The sequence below is a fragment of the Rhizobium sp. No.120 genome, assembly GCF_054558365.1.
Genome location: NZ_BAAJNQ010000004.1, coordinates 563,499 through 580,883, shown reverse-complemented (window position 1 = coordinate 580,883; position 17,385 = coordinate 563,499). Strand labels below are relative to the sequence as shown.

At 59.2% G+C, this 17,385-nt stretch carries 16 protein-coding genes; 6 read left to right on the top strand and 10 right to left on the bottom strand.

Going from position 1 to position 17,385, the window contains the following annotated elements:
* Nucleotides 1–215: 215 nt before the first annotated feature.
* Nucleotides 216–1,130, bottom strand: coding sequence for a DMT family transporter (locus ACYJRZ_RS16540; RefSeq protein ID WP_459460572.1), 915 nt, complete (start codon nt 1,128–1,130; stop codon nt 216–218).
* Nucleotides 1,131–1,447: 317 nt separating this feature from the next.
* Between ACYJRZ_RS16540 and ACYJRZ_RS16535 the strand changes: the two genes are divergently transcribed.
* Nucleotides 1,448–3,544, top strand: coding sequence for a putative bifunctional diguanylate cyclase/phosphodiesterase (locus ACYJRZ_RS16535; protein ID WP_459460570.1), 2,097 nt, complete (start codon nt 1,448–1,450; stop codon nt 3,542–3,544).
* A 39-nt stretch (nt 3,545–3,583) separates the two neighbouring features.
* On the opposite strand, the gene ACYJRZ_RS16530 is transcribed toward ACYJRZ_RS16535, so the two are convergent.
* The 4 genes from ACYJRZ_RS16530 to ACYJRZ_RS16515 form a co-directional block, all read right to left on the bottom strand.
* The gene (locus ACYJRZ_RS16530) at nt 3,584–4,669 is read right to left on the bottom strand and encodes a lactonase family protein (RefSeq protein ID WP_459460568.1); all 1,086 of its coding nucleotides are present in this window, start codon (nt 4,667–4,669) and stop codon (nt 3,584–3,586) included.
* 195 nt (nt 4,670–4,864) lie between these two features.
* On the bottom strand, nt 4,865–5,581 hold the full coding sequence (locus ACYJRZ_RS16525; protein ID WP_459460566.1) for a FadR/GntR family transcriptional regulator: 717 nt from the start codon (nt 5,579–5,581) through the stop codon (nt 4,865–4,867).
* A 119-nt stretch (nt 5,582–5,700) separates the two neighbouring features.
* A complete protein-coding gene (locus tag ACYJRZ_RS16520; protein WP_459460564.1) occupies nt 5,701–6,222 on the bottom strand; it encodes an NADPH-dependent FMN reductase in 522 nt (173 codons plus the stop codon).
* Between the two features lie 292 nt (nt 6,223–6,514).
* Nucleotides 6,515–7,435 carry an AraC family transcriptional regulator gene (locus ACYJRZ_RS16515; RefSeq protein WP_459460626.1) on the bottom strand — a complete coding sequence of 307 codons (921 nt, stop codon included), beginning with the start codon at nt 7,433–7,435 and terminating at the stop codon, nt 6,515–6,517.
* A 437-nt stretch (nt 7,436–7,872) separates the two neighbouring features.
* Between ACYJRZ_RS16515 and ACYJRZ_RS16510 the strand changes: the two genes are divergently transcribed.
* Genes ACYJRZ_RS16510 through ACYJRZ_RS16500 form a run of 3 tightly spaced genes read left to right on the top strand, consistent with a single transcriptional unit; the run spans nt 7,873 to nt 11,591 of the window.
* Nucleotides 7,873–9,369 carry a sugar ABC transporter ATP-binding protein gene (locus ACYJRZ_RS16510; RefSeq protein ID WP_459460562.1) on the top strand — a complete coding sequence of 499 codons (1,497 nt, stop codon included), beginning with the start codon at nt 7,873–7,875 and terminating at the stop codon, nt 9,367–9,369.
* 16 nt (nt 9,370–9,385) lie between these two features.
* Complete coding sequence (locus ACYJRZ_RS16505) at nt 9,386–10,456, top strand: ABC transporter permease (protein ID WP_459460560.1); 1,071 nt, start codon at nt 9,386–9,388, stop codon at nt 10,454–10,456.
* A 40-nt stretch (nt 10,457–10,496) separates the two neighbouring features.
* On the top strand, nt 10,497–11,591 hold the full coding sequence (locus ACYJRZ_RS16500; RefSeq protein WP_459460558.1) for an ABC transporter substrate-binding protein: 1,095 nt from the start codon (nt 10,497–10,499) through the stop codon (nt 11,589–11,591).
* Between the two features lie 58 nt (nt 11,592–11,649).
* On the opposite strand, the gene ACYJRZ_RS16495 is transcribed toward ACYJRZ_RS16500, so the two are convergent.
* The 5 genes from ACYJRZ_RS16495 to ACYJRZ_RS16475 form a co-directional block, all read right to left on the bottom strand.
* Nucleotides 11,650–12,669 (bottom strand): LacI family DNA-binding transcriptional regulator, encoded by a 1,020-nt coding sequence (locus tag ACYJRZ_RS16495; protein WP_459460556.1) that lies wholly within the window; start codon nt 12,667–12,669, stop codon nt 11,650–11,652.
* A 134-nt stretch (nt 12,670–12,803) separates the two neighbouring features.
* Complete coding sequence (locus ACYJRZ_RS16490; protein ID WP_113332781.1) at nt 12,804–13,136, bottom strand: hypothetical protein; 333 nt, start codon at nt 13,134–13,136, stop codon at nt 12,804–12,806.
* Nucleotides 13,133–14,020, bottom strand: coding sequence for an NAD(P)-dependent oxidoreductase (locus tag ACYJRZ_RS16485; protein WP_459460553.1), 888 nt, complete (start codon nt 14,018–14,020; stop codon nt 13,133–13,135). The genes ACYJRZ_RS16490 and ACYJRZ_RS16485 overlap by 4 nt, the downstream gene beginning before the upstream one ends.
* Complete coding sequence (locus ACYJRZ_RS16480) at nt 14,017–14,559, bottom strand: gluconokinase (protein WP_459460551.1); 543 nt, start codon at nt 14,557–14,559, stop codon at nt 14,017–14,019. The genes ACYJRZ_RS16485 and ACYJRZ_RS16480 overlap by 4 nt, the downstream gene beginning before the upstream one ends.
* Complete coding sequence (locus ACYJRZ_RS16475; RefSeq protein ID WP_459460549.1) at nt 14,528–15,286, bottom strand: SDR family oxidoreductase; 759 nt, start codon at nt 15,284–15,286, stop codon at nt 14,528–14,530. The genes ACYJRZ_RS16480 and ACYJRZ_RS16475 overlap by 32 nt, the downstream gene beginning before the upstream one ends.
* 85 nt (nt 15,287–15,371) lie before the next feature.
* On the opposite strand from ACYJRZ_RS16475, the gene ACYJRZ_RS16470 reads away from it, so the two are divergent.
* Both ACYJRZ_RS16470 and ACYJRZ_RS16465 read left to right on the top strand, forming a co-directional pair.
* Entirely contained in the window at nt 15,372–16,319 is a 948-nt protein-coding gene (locus ACYJRZ_RS16470) for a 2-hydroxyacid dehydrogenase (protein WP_459460547.1), read from the top strand.
* A 10-nt stretch (nt 16,320–16,329) separates the two neighbouring features.
* Nucleotides 16,330–17,361 (top strand): L-idonate 5-dehydrogenase, encoded by a 1,032-nt coding sequence (locus ACYJRZ_RS16465; RefSeq protein ID WP_459460546.1) that lies wholly within the window; start codon nt 16,330–16,332, stop codon nt 17,359–17,361.
* The last annotated feature ends 24 nt before the right edge of the window (nt 17,362–17,385 follow it).

Below are 17,385 nucleotides of genomic sequence, written 5' to 3'. Positions count from 1 at the left end.
AAAGCCGAAGGGGAGCTTCATTACCCGCCCCCGCTCCGCCCTTTCAACCCGGCCCAGCCGGTCGGACCGGGGGCTGATCGTCAGAACAAGAAGACCCTGTTGTCGCGTTTCTAACCGGTTGACCACGTCGCAGCCCTATCCAGCTTTGACATGGTGTGTAGCCGCAAAGTTGGAGTGTCCTGTTTCTGCAAAGTTGGAATGTCACTCTCTCCGCGTCAGTGCCCGTCCCGAGCGACGTCGTCTTTCGGGACCGTATCCACCAGGCTCTTGCGATGGAAGATGAAGAGGCCGGCAAGGACGATGATGGCGGAGCCGAGGATAATCTGGGTGTCGGGCACATCGCCGAAGAAAACAAAACCCAGGATGATGGCCCAGATAAGCAGGCTGTATTGGAGCGGAGCCAATAGCGAAGCCGGCGCGAGCTTCAAGGATCGGGTTATCAGCATATGAGCGCTGCTGGCGACAATGCCGAGCGCGAGCATCGCTGCGAGATCGAGTGCTGATGCGAAACGCCAGTTGCCGACGCTGAGCGCCAATCCCACGATGAGTGCGCCAACCGTCTGCCACGCGACGAGCGTCGCATCGCCCGTCTGCCGCAGCCGCCGCCCGAGCACCAGGGTCAATGCGAATGCGAGGCTGCCGCCGAGGCCGAAAAGCGATGGCCATGAGAACATTGCCGCGGAAGGTCTGAGCGCGATCAATACGCCGATAAAGCCGACGCAAACCGCCAGCCAGCGCCGCCAACCGATCCTCTCGTCAAGGAAGAAATGCGAGATCGCCGCCACATATATGGGGCCGGCCATATAGAAGGTCATGACATCGGCAAGCGGCAGATAGGCGACGGCGGCGTAAAACAAAGCAACGTCAATCGTTGTCATGACGACACGCAGAAGCTGCAGTGGCGGCCGTTCGAGGCGAAAAAGTGCGTCACTGCCCTGCCGCGCGATCATAGGCGCCAGGATAATGAACGAACCGAACGAGCGAATCACCAGAACCTGGCCCACGGAGAAACTCGCCACCAGCCACTTGCCCATGGCGTCGTTCAGCGAAAACAGGAAGTCGCCGAGAAGCATCATAAGCATGCCGGCAAGCACAAGATTACCGCTTGTTACGGCTTTGCCCATGCGCATACTGTCTTATCCTTGCGAATCCTGCATTTTACTACCTGCGCTTTAGCCGGTTTTGCCCCCTACCCGCAATGGATTTCATCGTAGCGACTATGCGCCAAATCGATCAACCTCCACTATGGATGCATCGGAACACTCGTTGTAAGCAGACGCGATCCTCCTGTAAAACTTGAACAGATATTCATAAATTCAGCTATAAACATCTATTGGAACCGAAGAGCGGAACCTCGCCAGCAGGAGACGCTCGATATGCCTACATGCTTTTCATTGTTGCAGAACAGCCTGCCGATATTGTCCGCTTGCCGGGTGAGAGAACTTAGATGATGCAGCCGTCAGATGGAGCGCCAGATCCTGCGCACCGGGACCAGGACGTCGTAGACGAGCAGGTCCGCGAGCCATTTGAATTGCTCCAGGCCCGCTACCTGTCTCTCGCCGAGCGCTACGAGTGGCTCGAAGCCATGATCAACTACGTGCCGGATTATATCTATGCCAAGGACAGGGATGGCCGCTTTCTTTTTGCCAACATGGCGATCGTCCTCAACAACGGCTTCACGCATGTCGACGAGCTGATCGGCCTTACCGATGCCGAAATTCACCCGATGGCCGATGCCTACAAGATCGAGGAAGTCGAACGGCAGGTAATGGAAAGTGGCAAGGCCGATCTCGGCGTCGAGGAGCGGCGCCTTAAGGGTGAAGGCTGGCTCATGATGTCCCGGGTGCCGCTGCGCGACAGAAACGGTAACATCATCGGCGTCGTCGGCGCATCGCGCGACATTTCCGCTCGAAAACGGGCAGAAAAATTGATGAGCGCCCAGACGAAGCTCCTGCAGGATGTCGCGCGCGGCGTTGATCTCGATGTATTTCTCAGGAAGTCTCAAGCCCTGCTTCAGGACTTGCTCAACGGCAGACGCGTGAGCTTCGTTCTCGATGGCGAGCAAACCGCACCGCTAGCCGGCGACATATTGGAGTTCCCTATCTTTTCGCGGGACGGCGGCCGGCATGGGGCCTTGGTGACGGTGCAAACCGATGGGGACGAGGCCGGGCTTATGGAATTCTTTGCCGGGATAGCGCAGACCGTCGGGATAGCCATCGATCGCCATCGGGACATCGCCCATATCGCCTATCTGGCCGAACATGACGCTCTCACCGGGCTGCCGAACCGCATGCTGCTCGACCGCAAGCTTAGCGCCCTCTTGGAGAAAGCGTCACACAAACAACGGTCTCTGGTCGTAGCCTTTGTCGACCTCGATAATTTCAAGCTGGTAAATGACACCCTCGGCCACGCGGCCGGCGATGAATTGCTGACCGTCGTTGCGCGACGCATATCGGCTCATGTCGGCAATCGCGGCATCGTTGCGAGGATCGGCGGCGACGAATTCATCATCGTTCTCGAGGATCCGGCTGATCCGATATATGAGGGGCTGGCGGCCATACTGGCAGACATTTCCAAACCAATGATAATACAAGGCGTGGAAATCCGCGTCGGCTGCAGCATCGGTGTGGCTTGCGCTATGGAACACGGAACCACGGCCTCGGAACTCTTCGCGAATGCGGATATGGCGCTTTATCGTGCCAAGGAAGCTGGGCGCAACGCCATTCGCCTGTTCACACCCGCCCTGGCGGAGGAGGCCCGCAACAAGCTGAGCCGTATCGAAGAATTGCGACGCGCTGTGGAGCGGGACGAATTCGTGCTTCATTATCAGCCGCAAAAGGAAGTTCGCAGCGGCAACATCATTGGCGTCGAAGCCCTCGTGCGGTGGCAGCATCCTGTCGAGGGCTTGTTGCTGCCGGGCGCCTTCATTCCGCTTGCAGAAGAAACGGGGCTTATCGTCCCGCTCGGCGAAATCGTTCTGCGAAAAGCCTGCCAGCAGGCCCGGCTATGGCAAGATCGCGACCTCCCCGCACTACGTATGGGCGTAAACGTATCGGCCCGGCAATTCCTGGAGAGTTCGCTGACAAGCCAGGTCGCATCCGCACTGAAATCGGCAGATCTCGACCCGCAATGGCTTGAGCTCGAACTGACGGAAAGTTTGATCATGCGTGACGTCGAAGGCGCCATCGAGCGGATGCATGAGCTGAAAGAGCTAGGTGTTAGCCTCGCGATGGATGATTTTGGCACCGGATATTCGAGCCTGAGTACGCTCAGGCGCTTTCCCCTTTCCCGGCTGAAGATCGATAGATCGTTCATTGCCGATATTCCCGAAAAGCCCGGCGATATGGCAATCACCTCGGCCATCGTATCGCTTGGCAGAACACTTGATTTGGAAGTCGTGGCGGAAGGCGTCGAGACCGAGGAACAGGCCCGTTTTCTTGAGGGCGCGGGGTGCGAACTGCTTCAAGGCTATCTGTTCGCGCGGCCCCTTCCCTCCTCCGAGATCGAGAGCCTGATCGCCGGCACCGTTGCGAAAGCCGGGTAGATATTCGCCCGACTGCGGTTTGCCGCATGCGGATGCGTTTCAAGGAAATGTCACGATCTCGATCCAGTTCGCACCGGCATTGACGGGATATCGCCCCACCAATGCAAGACCGCCATCGGATTGGTCGATTGCATAGACGGACAGCCGGTCGGACTTTTCACCGGATGCGACGAGGAACCGGCCTGATGGGTCGACGCGGATGCCGCGCGGTTGCCGCTCGGTCGGATAATTCGTGACGTAAGTCAGCCTTCCATTATCCGTATCGACTTTGAACAGTGCAATCCGGCTGGTGGTTCTTTCCGTCGTATAAAGAAATTTGCCTTCCGGTGTGATGCCGATATCTGCGGCCCAGATCTTTGGCGCGCCATCTGCTGCTGAAGCTGCTGCTGGTGCTATGCCTGGCGACAGGCCCGCATCTTCAGGAACGGAAGCGACGCTCTCGACCTCTCTCAATGTGCCCTTATCGGCATCGAGCGCATAGTGGATGACATGGCCGGTCAGCTCCGTCAAAACGTAGACGGCCTTGTTACCCGGCGGCACAACGATATGCCGCGGGCCAAAGCCGTCGCCGGTTATGACCTCTGCCGGATCGTTCGGCTTCAGTACTCCGGTCTCGGCATCGAGGGTGAATTGCTGCACGGCATCGGAGCCGAGATTGGTGACAAAGACATATTTGCCCGTCCGGTCAGTAACAATCGAATGAGCATTGCGGCCGGTTGCGATCACCTGCTGGGCTTGCGCGGTGACTAGGCCGTTCTTATCGATGAGCTGCACGACGATCTTGTTGCCGCCATAAGAGGCAGCCAATAGAAGCCCGCCTGTCGGGTCGAGGGAAACATAGGCCATACTGTCGGGCAGCGAGGCGGCCGCCTCCTGCCTTAATTTGCCGCTTTCGGGGTCGATCGCCAGCGTCAGCACCCGATAAGGCTGCGCACGGATAACGGCGTAAAGATGCCGCCTGTCGGGGCTGACGGCCATCGGCATAACCATCGCACCAACATCCACGCTGGATATCGGCGTGAGCACACCCGTCGCCCTCTCCATCCGATAGACATCGATCGTCCCGGCAAGCGCCGTCGAGACATAGACGAATGTACGCGGTGTGCTGGAAGAAGTCTGAATCACAGATCACCTCGTCCGAGCATCAGGCCGGTTTCATTGGCGCTAATGCGGACCATCTAGCAAATAGATATTGTTATCCATCGAATGCGCAAAAACCGGGCGGTCGCCATTGCACCCCGCCTGAACAGCCAAGCAGATGGAACATCTCTCTCGAAAATCATCATATGACATAATATGACCACAGCACTATGTCGAGCGTTATTGCTCTTGCAGTTCGGCGAGGCGGCGATAGCGGCGCTGGCTCGCCAGCATATGCGCCCGCATCGCTTGGCGCGCGCGTTCTGGATCTTGATCGGCGATCGCTGCCAAAATCTCTGCATGCTCTGCGTGAACCTTCTCCAGATAGGCGCGATCGTTCGCCTCGGGCAATGTCGGAAACTGCCGGCGCGGAATGGTCCGCGTACCGAAATGGCGGAGCACATCGACATAGAACCGATTATTCGTGGCAGCCGCGATCGCCATATGGAATTCATAATCCGCCTCGACGGCCGACTGCCCCTGCTCTATCAGCTGAGCCATCTTACGATTGGCGGTCGCAATCGCAGCCTCCTGTTCCGCTGTCCTGCGATAGGCGGCGATAGCTGCCGCCTCGCCTTCCGCCGCCATGCGGAATTCCAGCAACTCCAGCGTCTCGGGGATGCTCTTGATCTCAACGGGCGTCAGCTGCAGACCAGATTTCGTCGGCGTATCGGAAACAAATACGCCCTTACCTTGAACGGGTCTGACGAGACCTGCCGCACGAAGATCTGCAATCGCCTCGCGCACGACGGTCCGGCTGACCTCGAATGCCGCCTCAAGCTGCGGCTCGGTCGGAAGCTGTTCGCCGACCCGGAGCTTGCCGCTCTCGATCTGCAAGCGTAATTCATCAATGACTCTTTGTGCCAGCCTTTGCCGTGTCCGGGCATTTGTCGTCATTCCCAATTCCCGACCCTTCTGTTGGCCTCCAACCGCGGCCGCTTCTCGCCCTCAGCAAGTCATAGTACGAATAGTCTTAACATCAGATGCGTCGAATGCAATCGGAGCAGGCAAGGCGATCAGATTTCCCAGTCGGAGCTGTATGTCCGGGATCTCAATCGAGACGAGAGTTCCAGCTTGACCTCGATCGTCTTTTGCAGCCTTGCCGCAAGGGTATCGGACAAGTTGGTGCCGTTTATCCAATCCCTCTCGGTGGCGTAAACGACATAGGGATTGATCACGCATTTGAAATCGAGCATCAGCGACATGGCGAGGCTGCCATAGGCCATATAGCTGTGAGGGAGGCCACCGGAGCAGATGAAAGTGACGATCTGGTCGAACCACGCCGATTTTCGTCCGCCATTACCCGTCGCACCGGTAAGCTCGATCAGGCTCTTGGCAGCGCTACCCACCGACCAATTGTAAACGGGAACGGCGAGTAGCACGCCATCTGCATCACGAATTGCGCGGTACAGCCTGTCGTACACAGGATGCTCATAGCAGTTTAAATTATCGAACGCGGGCAAATCGAGATGCTGAAGATCGATAAATTCGACTTCGCATCGCCTCCCGCGCAACAAGCTTTCAGCCTCGCGAGCCATTCGGCGGCTCCGGCTTTGCGGATCAAGGCTGCATGAAAGGACGGTGATCTTCAGAGAATCCATTGCCTATTCACTCCAACATCATCGTTGTGAGAAGAAGAACGCTTAGTACAGCCACCCGTAACCCAAATCCCACTGGCTAGGCAGCCTATGAACAGGATCCTGAAAATGGCAATGCACCGCCCGTCATTGCGGCAATTCGGGCAGCCGCATGGTGACCGAAGTTGATGAACAGATCTGGGATCTAGCAGGGCGATTTCATCGTGTTCGCGGATTGCCGCGTGGTCGTCCCCTACCGAGCCAGCCTGGCCGTCTCGGAGGGCATCTCTCCGAAGGATTGATGATATAGCGCTGCGAAGCGCCCCATATGGGTAAATCCCCAATCGCGCGCTATGTCGGCCACAACTCGCGAACGGTTCGATTCCATCAAGGCCTTGCGCGCGCCTTGCAGGCGTATCTCGCGCAGATAACCAAGGGGCGTCGTGTTCTTGAACTGCTGAAATGCTGCCTGTAAGGACCGCACGCTTGTTCCGCTCTCGCGCGCGACATCGGCTATCTTGATGTCCGCACTTGCATTGGCGTGCATATATTCGATCGCGCGCTTCAACTGCCTCGGGATAGCTGGCGATGCCGGTCCTTGCAACTGCGGCGTATAGTTGTGCGGCACGGTTTCAAGCAGAGCAATCATCATTGCCTGCAAAAGACATTCGCTGAATGAAGTGGAGGATTTTTCTTGGCCGGCCGCGGCGAGGTCGTGCCAGATCAAGTTCCCAAGCGCGGCAATCTGCATCCCTCGCCCAGACGTCAGATCGACCGGCCCGGCAAATTCCAGATCAGTGCGCACCGGTGCGTCCAGCAACGTGCTGAGTTGCCGTATCATGGCCGACTTTTCGAAGGCGATGCCCATATGGCTACGCTGCTCAAAAAATGTGAGCCGCTTGAAAGAAGACATGTCGGCCACCAGTCCCCGGCCCGGCTCCGATTCCAGTTGCTGCCCAGCGGCATCGACAAGCATCTTGCCGGCTGTCGGCAGATAGACGCCGTAAGCATCGGGGCCACCGGGCAACATAACGCTCATGCCGGAATGACATTTGCCGCGCCAGACGCTGCAGGAGCCGATCGTATAGTGGCGGTCTTCGACCGAAATCGTACCGCGGCGATGGAGGGGTTCGACAATCGCGGGAAACAGGGTTCGCGCGTAATGCGCGGTCATCTCCTCTGCATCGGCCTTCTCGATTTGGGACACCGAGCACGTCGCGTAAGTCAAATGATCCCCTCATTATGCTGCGTTTGCCGATTACCTTTTTAGCCTTCGGTCATCTGCCTTGAAAATACATCCTGCCTACGCCCCAGGATGAAATAACGCTATAAAACTAGAAAAATCAATGAGTCATCGAATAAGTATGATAATTACAACCATACGGATGTACCGTAACGCAAGCATATATCTTCTTCGTGCTTATATTGTTTCATAATATGATCTGATGCTTTTGGATATATTTTATGTCTAAAGAATTTTTTCCTTTAATACACTAAGCGCTCCCTACTAGCCGCACATAATGCCGGAATATACAGGCAGCCATCTCAGCCCCTTGACGGAATGTTATCGATAACATAGCCTCGTCCCATCGAAGCTTTGGGAGGAGCAGGATGGACGACGGAAAGCTGCTTGCATTTTCCGACATCACCAAGGAATTCGGCGGAACCCGTGCTCTGTCGAATGTGTCGCTCGACCTCGCCCGTGGCGAAATCCTCGCACTTCTTGGGGAGAACGGCGCCGGCAAATCGACGCTTATCAAGACCTTGGCAGGCATTTACAAACCGGATGGCGGCCAGATCCTGTTTCGCGGCAAACCCTATCATCATCGCCCGCCCAAGCCGAACCAGCGCCAGCCGGTCGCCTTCATTCACCAGGATCTCGGATTGATCGAATGGATGACAGTGGGTGAAAATGTCGGGCTTGCGCAGGGCTATTCCCTGCGGGGCAAATTGATCGACTGGCGCGCGACGGAGCGGCGTACTGCGGAAGCCCTGAAGCTCGTCGGTTGTGATTTCGATCCGTCGACACGCGTCCAGGAGCTGACCCGTACGGAAAAATCGTTAGTCGCCATCGCTCGCGCACTTGCCGTCGAAGCCGACGTGCTCGTGCTTGATGAACCCACGGCCAGCTTGCCCGCCGATGAGGTCGAGAAGCTCTTTGCCGCGATCCGCCCGCTGAAAGAGCGCGGCGTGGCCATGATCTATGTGTCGCATCGTCTCGACGAGATCTTCCGCATTGCAGACCGGGTTGCAGTACTGCGTGACGGTCAGCTGGTGGGCCAGAAGCCAGTCTCCGAGACCACGCCGGATGAACTCATCCGCATGATCGTCGGACGCAAGGCGGACCAACTTTTCGTCAAGGCGGAAAGAAGCGCAGGTCCTGCGATCGTTTCCGTGAAAGAGCTTTCCTGCCGCGGTGCAGGACCCGTGTCCTTCGATATCCGCCAGGGCGAATTGCTCGGTCTCGTCGGCCTGCGCGGCGCCGGCCAGGAGCTGATCGGACGGGCACTGTTCGGCTGCGAGCCATCGCAGGGCAGCGTTCGCTTGAATGGCGCAACACCCGACCTTTCCAGCACCGTAGCGGCAATGGCTTCCGGCATCGGGCTGATCGCCCGGGACCGGACGGAAGAGTCCGTCGCCATGTCGCTCAGCCTGCGCGAAAATACTTTCCTTAATCCAGGCGCATCTGGGCGCAGTTTGTTTTCATTTCTGTCCCCGCGCCGCGAAGCCGAAGCGGCCTATTCCCTCGGCAGCCGCGTCGGTCTCCGGCCCAACGATCAGAGCCTTGCCATCGAAGCCCTATCCGGCGGCAATCAGCAGAAGGTGGTCGTGGGACGATGGCTGGCGACAGGCCGCAAATTGCTGATCGCCGAGGATCCGACTGCAGGCGTCGACGTCGGCGCCAAGGCTGACATCTATCGGCTGATCGCCGAGGCGGTCGAGGCGGGCCTCGCCGTTCTCGTCGTCTCCACCGATTTCGAGGAAATCGCTCATATCTGCCATCGTGCCCTGGTGTTTTCGCGCGGGAGGATCGTGCGCGAACTCAGCGGTGCGGACCTCACAACGCCGGCGGTCATCGCCGCCGCATCTGCATCCGAAGCGGCCTGAACCGGAGGAGAACACCATGCAATCGATCGAATCCAACGCGCTTGAGCCGACCCGCGCCGAGCTTTCGGCCATGAGCCTCGGCCAGAAGATCCAGCGCCTGCTGCCTGTCTATGGTCTCGTCATCCTGACGGTCTTCCTGATCCTGCTTTTCTCCATTCTGCTGCCGCAGACGTTCCCGACGATGCTCAACCTGCGTTCGATCATTTCGGACAAAACGATCATCGCCATCCTGTCACTGGCCGCGATGATCCCGATGGCGGCGGGGCGCATCGATCTGACCATCGGCTATGGCATCGTACTCTGGCATGTACTGGCTATCAGCCTTCAGACGATGTTCGAGCTGCCTTGGCCAGTTGCCGTCCTGATCGTTATTGCCCTTGGTGCGCTGACCGGCTTTCTGAATGGTCTCTTGGTGGAGATTGCAAAGATCGACAGCTTCATCGCCACGCTTGGCACCGGCACGGTCCTTTATGCGATCGCACTCTGGCATACGGGCGGGCGGCAGGTCGTGGGCATGCTGCCGCAAGGATTTTATGCGCTGAACGGCACGATGGTCTTCGGCCTGCCGATCACCGGCATCTATGTCCTTGCCCTTGCCTTCGTCATGTGGATCGTCCTCGAATACCTGCCGATCGGCCGTTACATCTATGCGATCGGCGCCAATCCAAAGGCGGCCGCGCTCAATGGCATTCCCGTCCGCCGGTTCGTCATTGGCGCCTTCGTCACCTCGGGAACGCTTGCTGCCATTGCCGGCGTCCTGTTGGCATCCAAGCTGCGCATCGGCCAAGCGAGCGTCGGGCTCGAATATCTGCTGCCCGCATTGGTTGGCGCATTCCTCGGCTCGACAACGATCAAACCCGGTCGCGTCAACGTCTGGGGCACGATGATCGGCGTCATCATTCTGGCAGTCGGCATTGCCGGCATTCAGCAGTTCGGTGGCTCCTTCTATGTCGAGCCCCTGTTCAACGGCGTCACCCTGCTCGTCGCGATCGGTATTGCCGGTTACGCCCAGCGCCGCCGCAGCCATGCTAGCCGCATGGCCCCGGCCCAGGCACCGCAACTTTCCGCCAAGCCGGCGGAGAAATGAAGATCATCCGAAGTTCGAATGTCCAAAGGGAGGAGAAGACATGAACCGTAGACAATTCCTGCAGGCGACTACTGCCGTTTTGGTGCTGTGCGCCGGCCAAGCCTATGCCGATCCGTTAGCGGATGCAAAGGCTGTCGTCGACAAATATGCGACGCCTGTCACCAAATGGGACGGCCCGACGACGGGCCCGAAGGCGCAGGCCGGCAAGACCATTGTCGTGCTCGCCGGCGATCTCAAGAATGGCGGCATTCTCGGCGTGAGCAACGGTGTCGAGGAGGCGGCAAAGGCGATTGGGTGGGAAGTGAAGGTTCTAGACGGCGCAGGCTCCATTGGCGGGCGCACGGCCGCCTTCGGTCAGGCCATGGCGCTGCAGCCCGCCGGCATCATCATCGATGGCTTCGATGCCGTCGAACAGGCTCCGGCACTGGAGCAGGCAAAGGCCGCCAAAATCCCTTTGGTCGCCTGGCATGCCGGCCCGGTGATCGGCCCCGATGACAAGAATGGGCTCTTTGCCAATGTCAGCACCGATGCCATGGAAGTCTCGAAGGCTGCCGCAGATTGGGCCTTCGTCGATGCCAAGGGTAAGCCCGGCGTCATCATCTTCACGGACTCCACCTATGCAATCGCCATCGCCAAGGCGGACAAGATGAAGCAGGAGATCGAAAGGTTGGGCGGCAAGGTGCTCGAATATGTTGATACGCCGATTGCCGAGACATCGCAGCGCATGCCGCAGCTCACGACATCCCTTCTTCAGAAATATGGTGACAGCTGGACCCATTCGCTTGCCATCAACGACCTTTATTTCGACTTCATGGGTCCCTCGCTCGCCTCCGCCGGCAAGAGCGGCACCGACGCGCCGATCAACGTCGCTGCCGGCGATGGCTCGCAATCGGCCTATGAGCGTATCCGTGCCGGACAGTTTCAGAAGGTCACCGTGGCCGAACCTCTTAATCTCCAGGGCTGGCAACTGGTCGACGAACTCAATCGCGCTTTCGCCGGAGAAAAATGGTCCGGCTATCTCTCGCCGCTGCATGTCGTGACGGCAGACAATATCCAATCCGATGGTGGTCCGAAGAACACCTTCGATCCGGACAATGGCTATAAGGACCAATACAAGAAGATCTGGGGTAAGTGATTCCGGCCAAAAGAGGTGGCGCGGTCGACAAGCCGCGCTGCCTCATTCGCCGAACGGGCTAAACTTGGCGGCTGCTATCCCGTGCAATCAGTTCCGGCGAAATCCTGACGTCGGCGACCGGCTGCGTGCCATCAAGAATATCGAGGATCAACGCTGCCGTCCGTTCGCCGATTTCGCGCGCAAAGGCGTTGATCGTCGTCAAAGTCGGCACGCAGACCTCGCCGATCTCGTAATTGCCAAAGCCGCCGATGGAGAAGCGCTCGGGCACCGGAATTCCGAGCCGACGACATTCGGTGAGTGCACCGTAGGCGGCAAGATCCGAGACGCAGACGACGGCTTCCGTATCGGGATAGAGCTCGATCAGCTTCGCCATGGCATTGGCGCCCTCCCGCATCGAGATCGGCGGTGATCCCGCCGCGATCAGCCTCGTGGCGTCGAGCCCATGCGCCTGCATGGCAGCAATGAAGCCGAGCCTGCGTTCGCTGCCGCGTGAATCCCGCTGGACGTCACCACCGATAAAGGCGATGCGGCGACAGCCGAGTGCGACGAAATGATCGACCATATCGCGCATGACGGCTCGGTTGGAAAAGCCGACATAATGGCCGATCGGATCGGTCGGGATATCCCAGGTCTCGATTACGGGGATCGCAACGGTCTGCAGAAGTTTGCGGGCGCGATCGGTATGGGTGCCGCCTGTGACAACAATCGCCTGTGGCTTTCGGCGGAGCAGTTGTTCGATCAACCGCTCCTCTTCTTCGACATTGTAGTTCGTATAACCAAGCAGGATCTGCATGTCACGCTTGGACAAAGTATCCGAGAGGCCACCGACCGTATCGGCGAAGTTGGCATTGTTGATGGAAGGAATGGTGACGGCGACAAAGCCGGACTTTTGCGAACGCAGGTTGGAAGCCGTGCTGTCGAAGACATAGCCCAGCTCCTCGGCCGTTCGCAGGATCGCCTCGCGCGTCTCCGGGCTGACCAGGCTATCGGCCTTGAAGGCGCGCGATACGGTCATGGGGGAAACTCCCATGACGCGGGCTATGTCCGCCATCGTTGGCGCTTTGCGTTCGTTACTCATCCATGGCCTATGTTATCGTTACCATCAGAGTAATATGCCTCTTCCCAGAATGGCAAGAGGCGCTTTCACCTATCCCGCAAAGCGAGCAAACCCGCTGGGGGGTGCCGGGTCAGAAACGGGTTGTCGCAGCCGGACTAGAGCTGGAACTCATGCGCCAGCGTGACATGATGATGGATGCGTCCTTCGAAAAAGCGCGAGAGAACCGCTTCCGTCGCCGCGCGCGCTTCGGTGCGCACGGGGCTCGCAAGTGCCTTTTCCACGGCAGCCATATCCGGATAGTTCACGGCCAAAATCATCGGGAACTCCGGGGCGCCTTCATCGCGCGCTTCGGCAAAAGTAACCCGCACGTCGAGAGCGCCGGGAAACTGCTTCCACTTCGGCAGGATGGTTTCCATGACGGCCGTTCGAAACGCCTCTGCCTCTCCGTCTTTGACCTTGCCTTCGAATAATGCATATCGGGTAATCATCCGGCGATCTCCTTGTTCGGTCCCTTGAAGAATTCCATCAGCGCCGCCTGATCCTCACCGCCAAGCCCGGAAGCCGTCAGCATGCGGTGTATCTCGGCACAGACCGCCGTCAGCGGCATGGCAGTATTGGTCCGGCGGGCGAGATCCTGAGCGCCGTTCAGATCCTTGACCATGTTGTCGATGCGGCCGGTGCGGCGATAATCCTTGGCAACGTAGCGCGGCATATATTCCTGCAGGATGGCGCTGTCGGCCCGCCCGCCCTTCAGTGCCTGCGGGATTTTCGCAGCATCGACACCGGCATCGAGCGCCAGTTGCGTCGCTTCCGCAACTGCGAGAAAATTCAATGCGCAGAGAACCTGATTGATAAGCTTCGTCGTCTGTCCCGCACCGACGGGACCCATATGCGTGTAGTTCGAGGCCACATGCTGTAGGACTTGATGCGCATCCGCGACATCTTGCGCGCTGCCGCCGGCCATTAGGGTCAGTTGCCCGATCAGGGCCTTTGGCGCTCCACCGGAGAGCGGGCTGTCCACCCAACGCAATCCCTTTTCCGCAGCCTCTGCGGCAAGAGCCTTTGTCGCATCGGGATCGATCGACGACATATCGATGATCAGCGTGCCCGGCTTGGCACCTGCGGCAACACCTTCGGGTCCGAAAACAGCGGCGTGGACGATCTTCGGCGAATTGAGGCTGAGGACGACGAAATCGGAAACGGCAGCCGCTGCGGCTGCGCTGGCGGCTGCCGTGGCGCCTTTTGCGGTCAGCGCTGCAACCTTCTCCTTATCGAGATCGAAGACCGTCAATTGATTGCCGGTTTCTGCCAAGCGGGCACCGATCGCTCCGCCCATAGCGCCGGCGCCGATCAGCGCCACCTTGTTGCTCATGATTGCGTCTCCTCCAGTGCGATTATGATGGCCGCGACGACTTGATCCAGCGGCTGACCGATGTCGACAGTGATTGCCCCTTCATCGGCGCCCGGCGGCTCGAGCGCGGCAAATTGACTGTCGAGCAATGCCGGCGGCATGAAATGATCCCGTCTTGCCTGCATGCGTCGAAGAATAGTCTGCCTCGTCCCGGCAAGATGAACGAAGCAAAGTGGTGCTCCGACAACCGCGCGGATCCGGTCGCGATAGATGCGTTCCAATGCAGAGCACCCGATAAACCTCGTATCCTCGGCCAAGGCCAAGTGTTGACCGACCTTGTCGAGCCAAGGCCATCGATCGGCGTCAGTCAGCGGAATGCCGGCGCTCATCTTGGCGACGTTGGCCGCGGGATGAAGATCATCGCCATCGACATAGATGCCGCCAACGCGCGCTGCGAGCGCCGAGCCAACGGACGACTTGCCGCAGCCGCTGACGCCCATAATGACGAAGCGGCGCAGCGCAGCGCCATCAAAGCGAAGCTGTGATGCCGCCGTCGACATAGAGTACATGACCGTTGACGAAGGAGGAGGCATCGGAAGCAAGGAAGATACAGGCGCCGACCAATTCCTCGACACGGCCCCAGCGGCCGGCCGGCGTGCGCTTTTCGAGCCATGCCGAGAAATCGGCATCGGCAACGAGAGCTGCGTTCAACGGCGTATCGAAATAACCGGGCGCGATGGCATTGCATTGCAGCCCGTACTTCGCCCAATCCGTCGCCATGCCCTTGGTGAGATTGCCGACGGCGCCCTTGGTTGCCGTGTATGGCGCGATCGATGGGCGCGCCAGCGCCGTCTGCACGCTGGCGATATTGATGATCTTTCCTGCACCGCGCTTGATCATGTGACGGGCGACGGCCTGGCCGACATTGAAGACGCTCGATATATTCGCCCGCAGCAGCCGCTCGAAGGCGTCGGCGGGAAAATCCTCCAGCGGCGCGCGAAACTGCATACCGGCATTGTTGACGAGAATGTCGATCGCCCCCGTCTCGGCTTCGAACGCATCGACGGCTCGACGCGCGGCCTCTTGATCGGTGGCATCGAATGGCAGCACATGCACCTTACCTGCAAAGTCTTCAGCCGCCTTGGCAAGCTTTTCCTTGTCGCGGCCGTTGAGCACCAGTTCGGCGCCAGCAGCCGCCAGGCCCTTGGCGAGCGCAAGCCCAATGCCTTGGGAAGAACCTGTCACCAGGGCGCGCCGCCCCTTCAGATCGAAAAGACCAGCAGACATCGTTTCCTCCGTTTTTATCTCGACAATGGTCGCCTCCCCTGTTTATGTTATCGATAACATTTGATGTCAAGGGAGGACTTACACTATGAGCAAGCCACCAATCCTGCAGATTGGCCCCTACCCGCCATGGGATCAAGAGCCGCTCGACGCAGCGTTCGAGGTTCATCGCTATTTCGAGGCTGCCGATAAGGAACAACTGCTTGCCGAGATCGGACCATCGATCAGGGCCATCGCCACTCGCGGTGAGCTCGGCGCCAATCGCGCTATGATCGAAGCCTGCCCGAAGCTCGAGGTCATTTCGGTCTATGGCGTGGGCTTCGATGCGGTCGACCTGCCGGCTTGCCGCGAGCGCGGCATTCGCGTCACCAATACGCCTGACGTTCTGACCAATGATGTGGCCGACCTCGGAGTTGCCATGATGCTCTGCCTGTCGCGCGGTATGATCGGTGCGGAGACATGGGTGCGTGACGGCAGCTGGGCGGAGAAGGGGCTTTATCCCCTCAAGCGGCGGGTCTGGGGGCGGCGCGCGGGCGTGCTCGGCCTCGGCCGCATAGGCTTCGAAGTTGCCAAGCGCCTGAAGGGCTTCGACATGCAGATGGCCTATTCGGACGTCGAAGCGAAATCTTACGCGTCCGATATGATCTTTGTCGCCGATCCGATCGAGCTTGCGAAACGATCGGATTTCCTCTTCGTCACGCTCGCCGCTTCGGCAGCAACGCGGCATATTGTCGGCCAAAAGGTGATCGAAGCGCTCGGGCCGGAAGGGATGTTGATCAACATCTCCCGCGCGTCCAACATAGACGAGGAGGCACTGCTCGACGCGTTGGAAAACGGCAGGCTCGGATCGGCGGCCCTCGACGTCTTTGAAGGCGAGCCGAAACTCAATCCGCGCTTCCTGGCTCTGAACAATGTGCTGCTGCAGCCTCACCATGCCTCGGGCACGATCGAGACGCGCAAGGCCATGGGTCAGCTGGTGCGCGACAATCTCGCCGCCCACTTCGCTGGCCAGGCGCTGCCGACACCCGTTCTTTGAGGAGAAAGATATGAAGGCCATCATCGCCCACGCCGCCAAGGATGTGCGCATCGAGGATTATCCGGAGGAGGAACCGGGTGCGGGAGAGGTCAAGCTGAAGCTCGCAACCGGCGGCGTCTGCGGCAGCGACCTGCACTACTACCATCACGGCGGCTTCGGCACCGTGCGCCTGAAGGAGCCGATGATCCTTGGGCACGAGGTCAGCGCGACCGTCACCGCGCTCGGCGCCGGCGTAGTGGGCCTTGAGATCGGTCAACTTGTTGCCGTCTCCCCCTCCCGCCCATGCCGGAATTGCCGCTACTGCCTGCAGGGTTTGCCCAATCAATGCCTCAACATGCGCTTCTACGGCAGCGCCATGCCCTTCCCGCATATCCAGGGTGCGTTCCGCGAGACGCTGGTGGCCGATGCCATCCAATGCGTGCCGGCCGATGGTCTAACACCGGGTGAGGCGGCCATGGCGGAACCTTTGGCCGTGACCTTGCATGCCACGCGGCGCGCAGGCGAAATGCTCGGCAAACGCGTTCTCGTGACCGGCTGTGGTCCGATCGGCGTTCTCTCGATCCTGGCCGCACGCCGTGCCGGTGCCGTCGAGATCGTGGCAACCGATCTTTCGGATTTCACCTTGTCGCTTGCCAGGCAAGCGGGCGCCGACAGGGTCATCAATACGAAGAACGAGCCCGACGCGCTTGCCGCCTATTCCGCAGACAAGGGCACGTTCGATGTGCTCTACGAATGCTCCGGCGCTGCCGCTGCCCTCGCCGGGGGTATTACGGCACTGAGACCCCGCGGGATCATCGTACAGCTTGGTATCGGAGGCGACATGAGCCTGCCGATGCTGGCAATCACGGCCAAGGAACTGGAGCTGCGCGGCTCCTTCCGCTTTCATGAGGAGTTTGCCGTCGGCGTCGATCTGATGCGCAAGCATCTCATCGATGTGCGGCCGCTCATCACCCACACGGTACCGCTTGCCGACGCGATCAGCGCCTTTGAGATCGCTTCGGATCGAAGCCAGGCCATGAAGGCGCAAATCGCCTTCAGTTGAACGCGAAGCGGCGCGAAATCTACG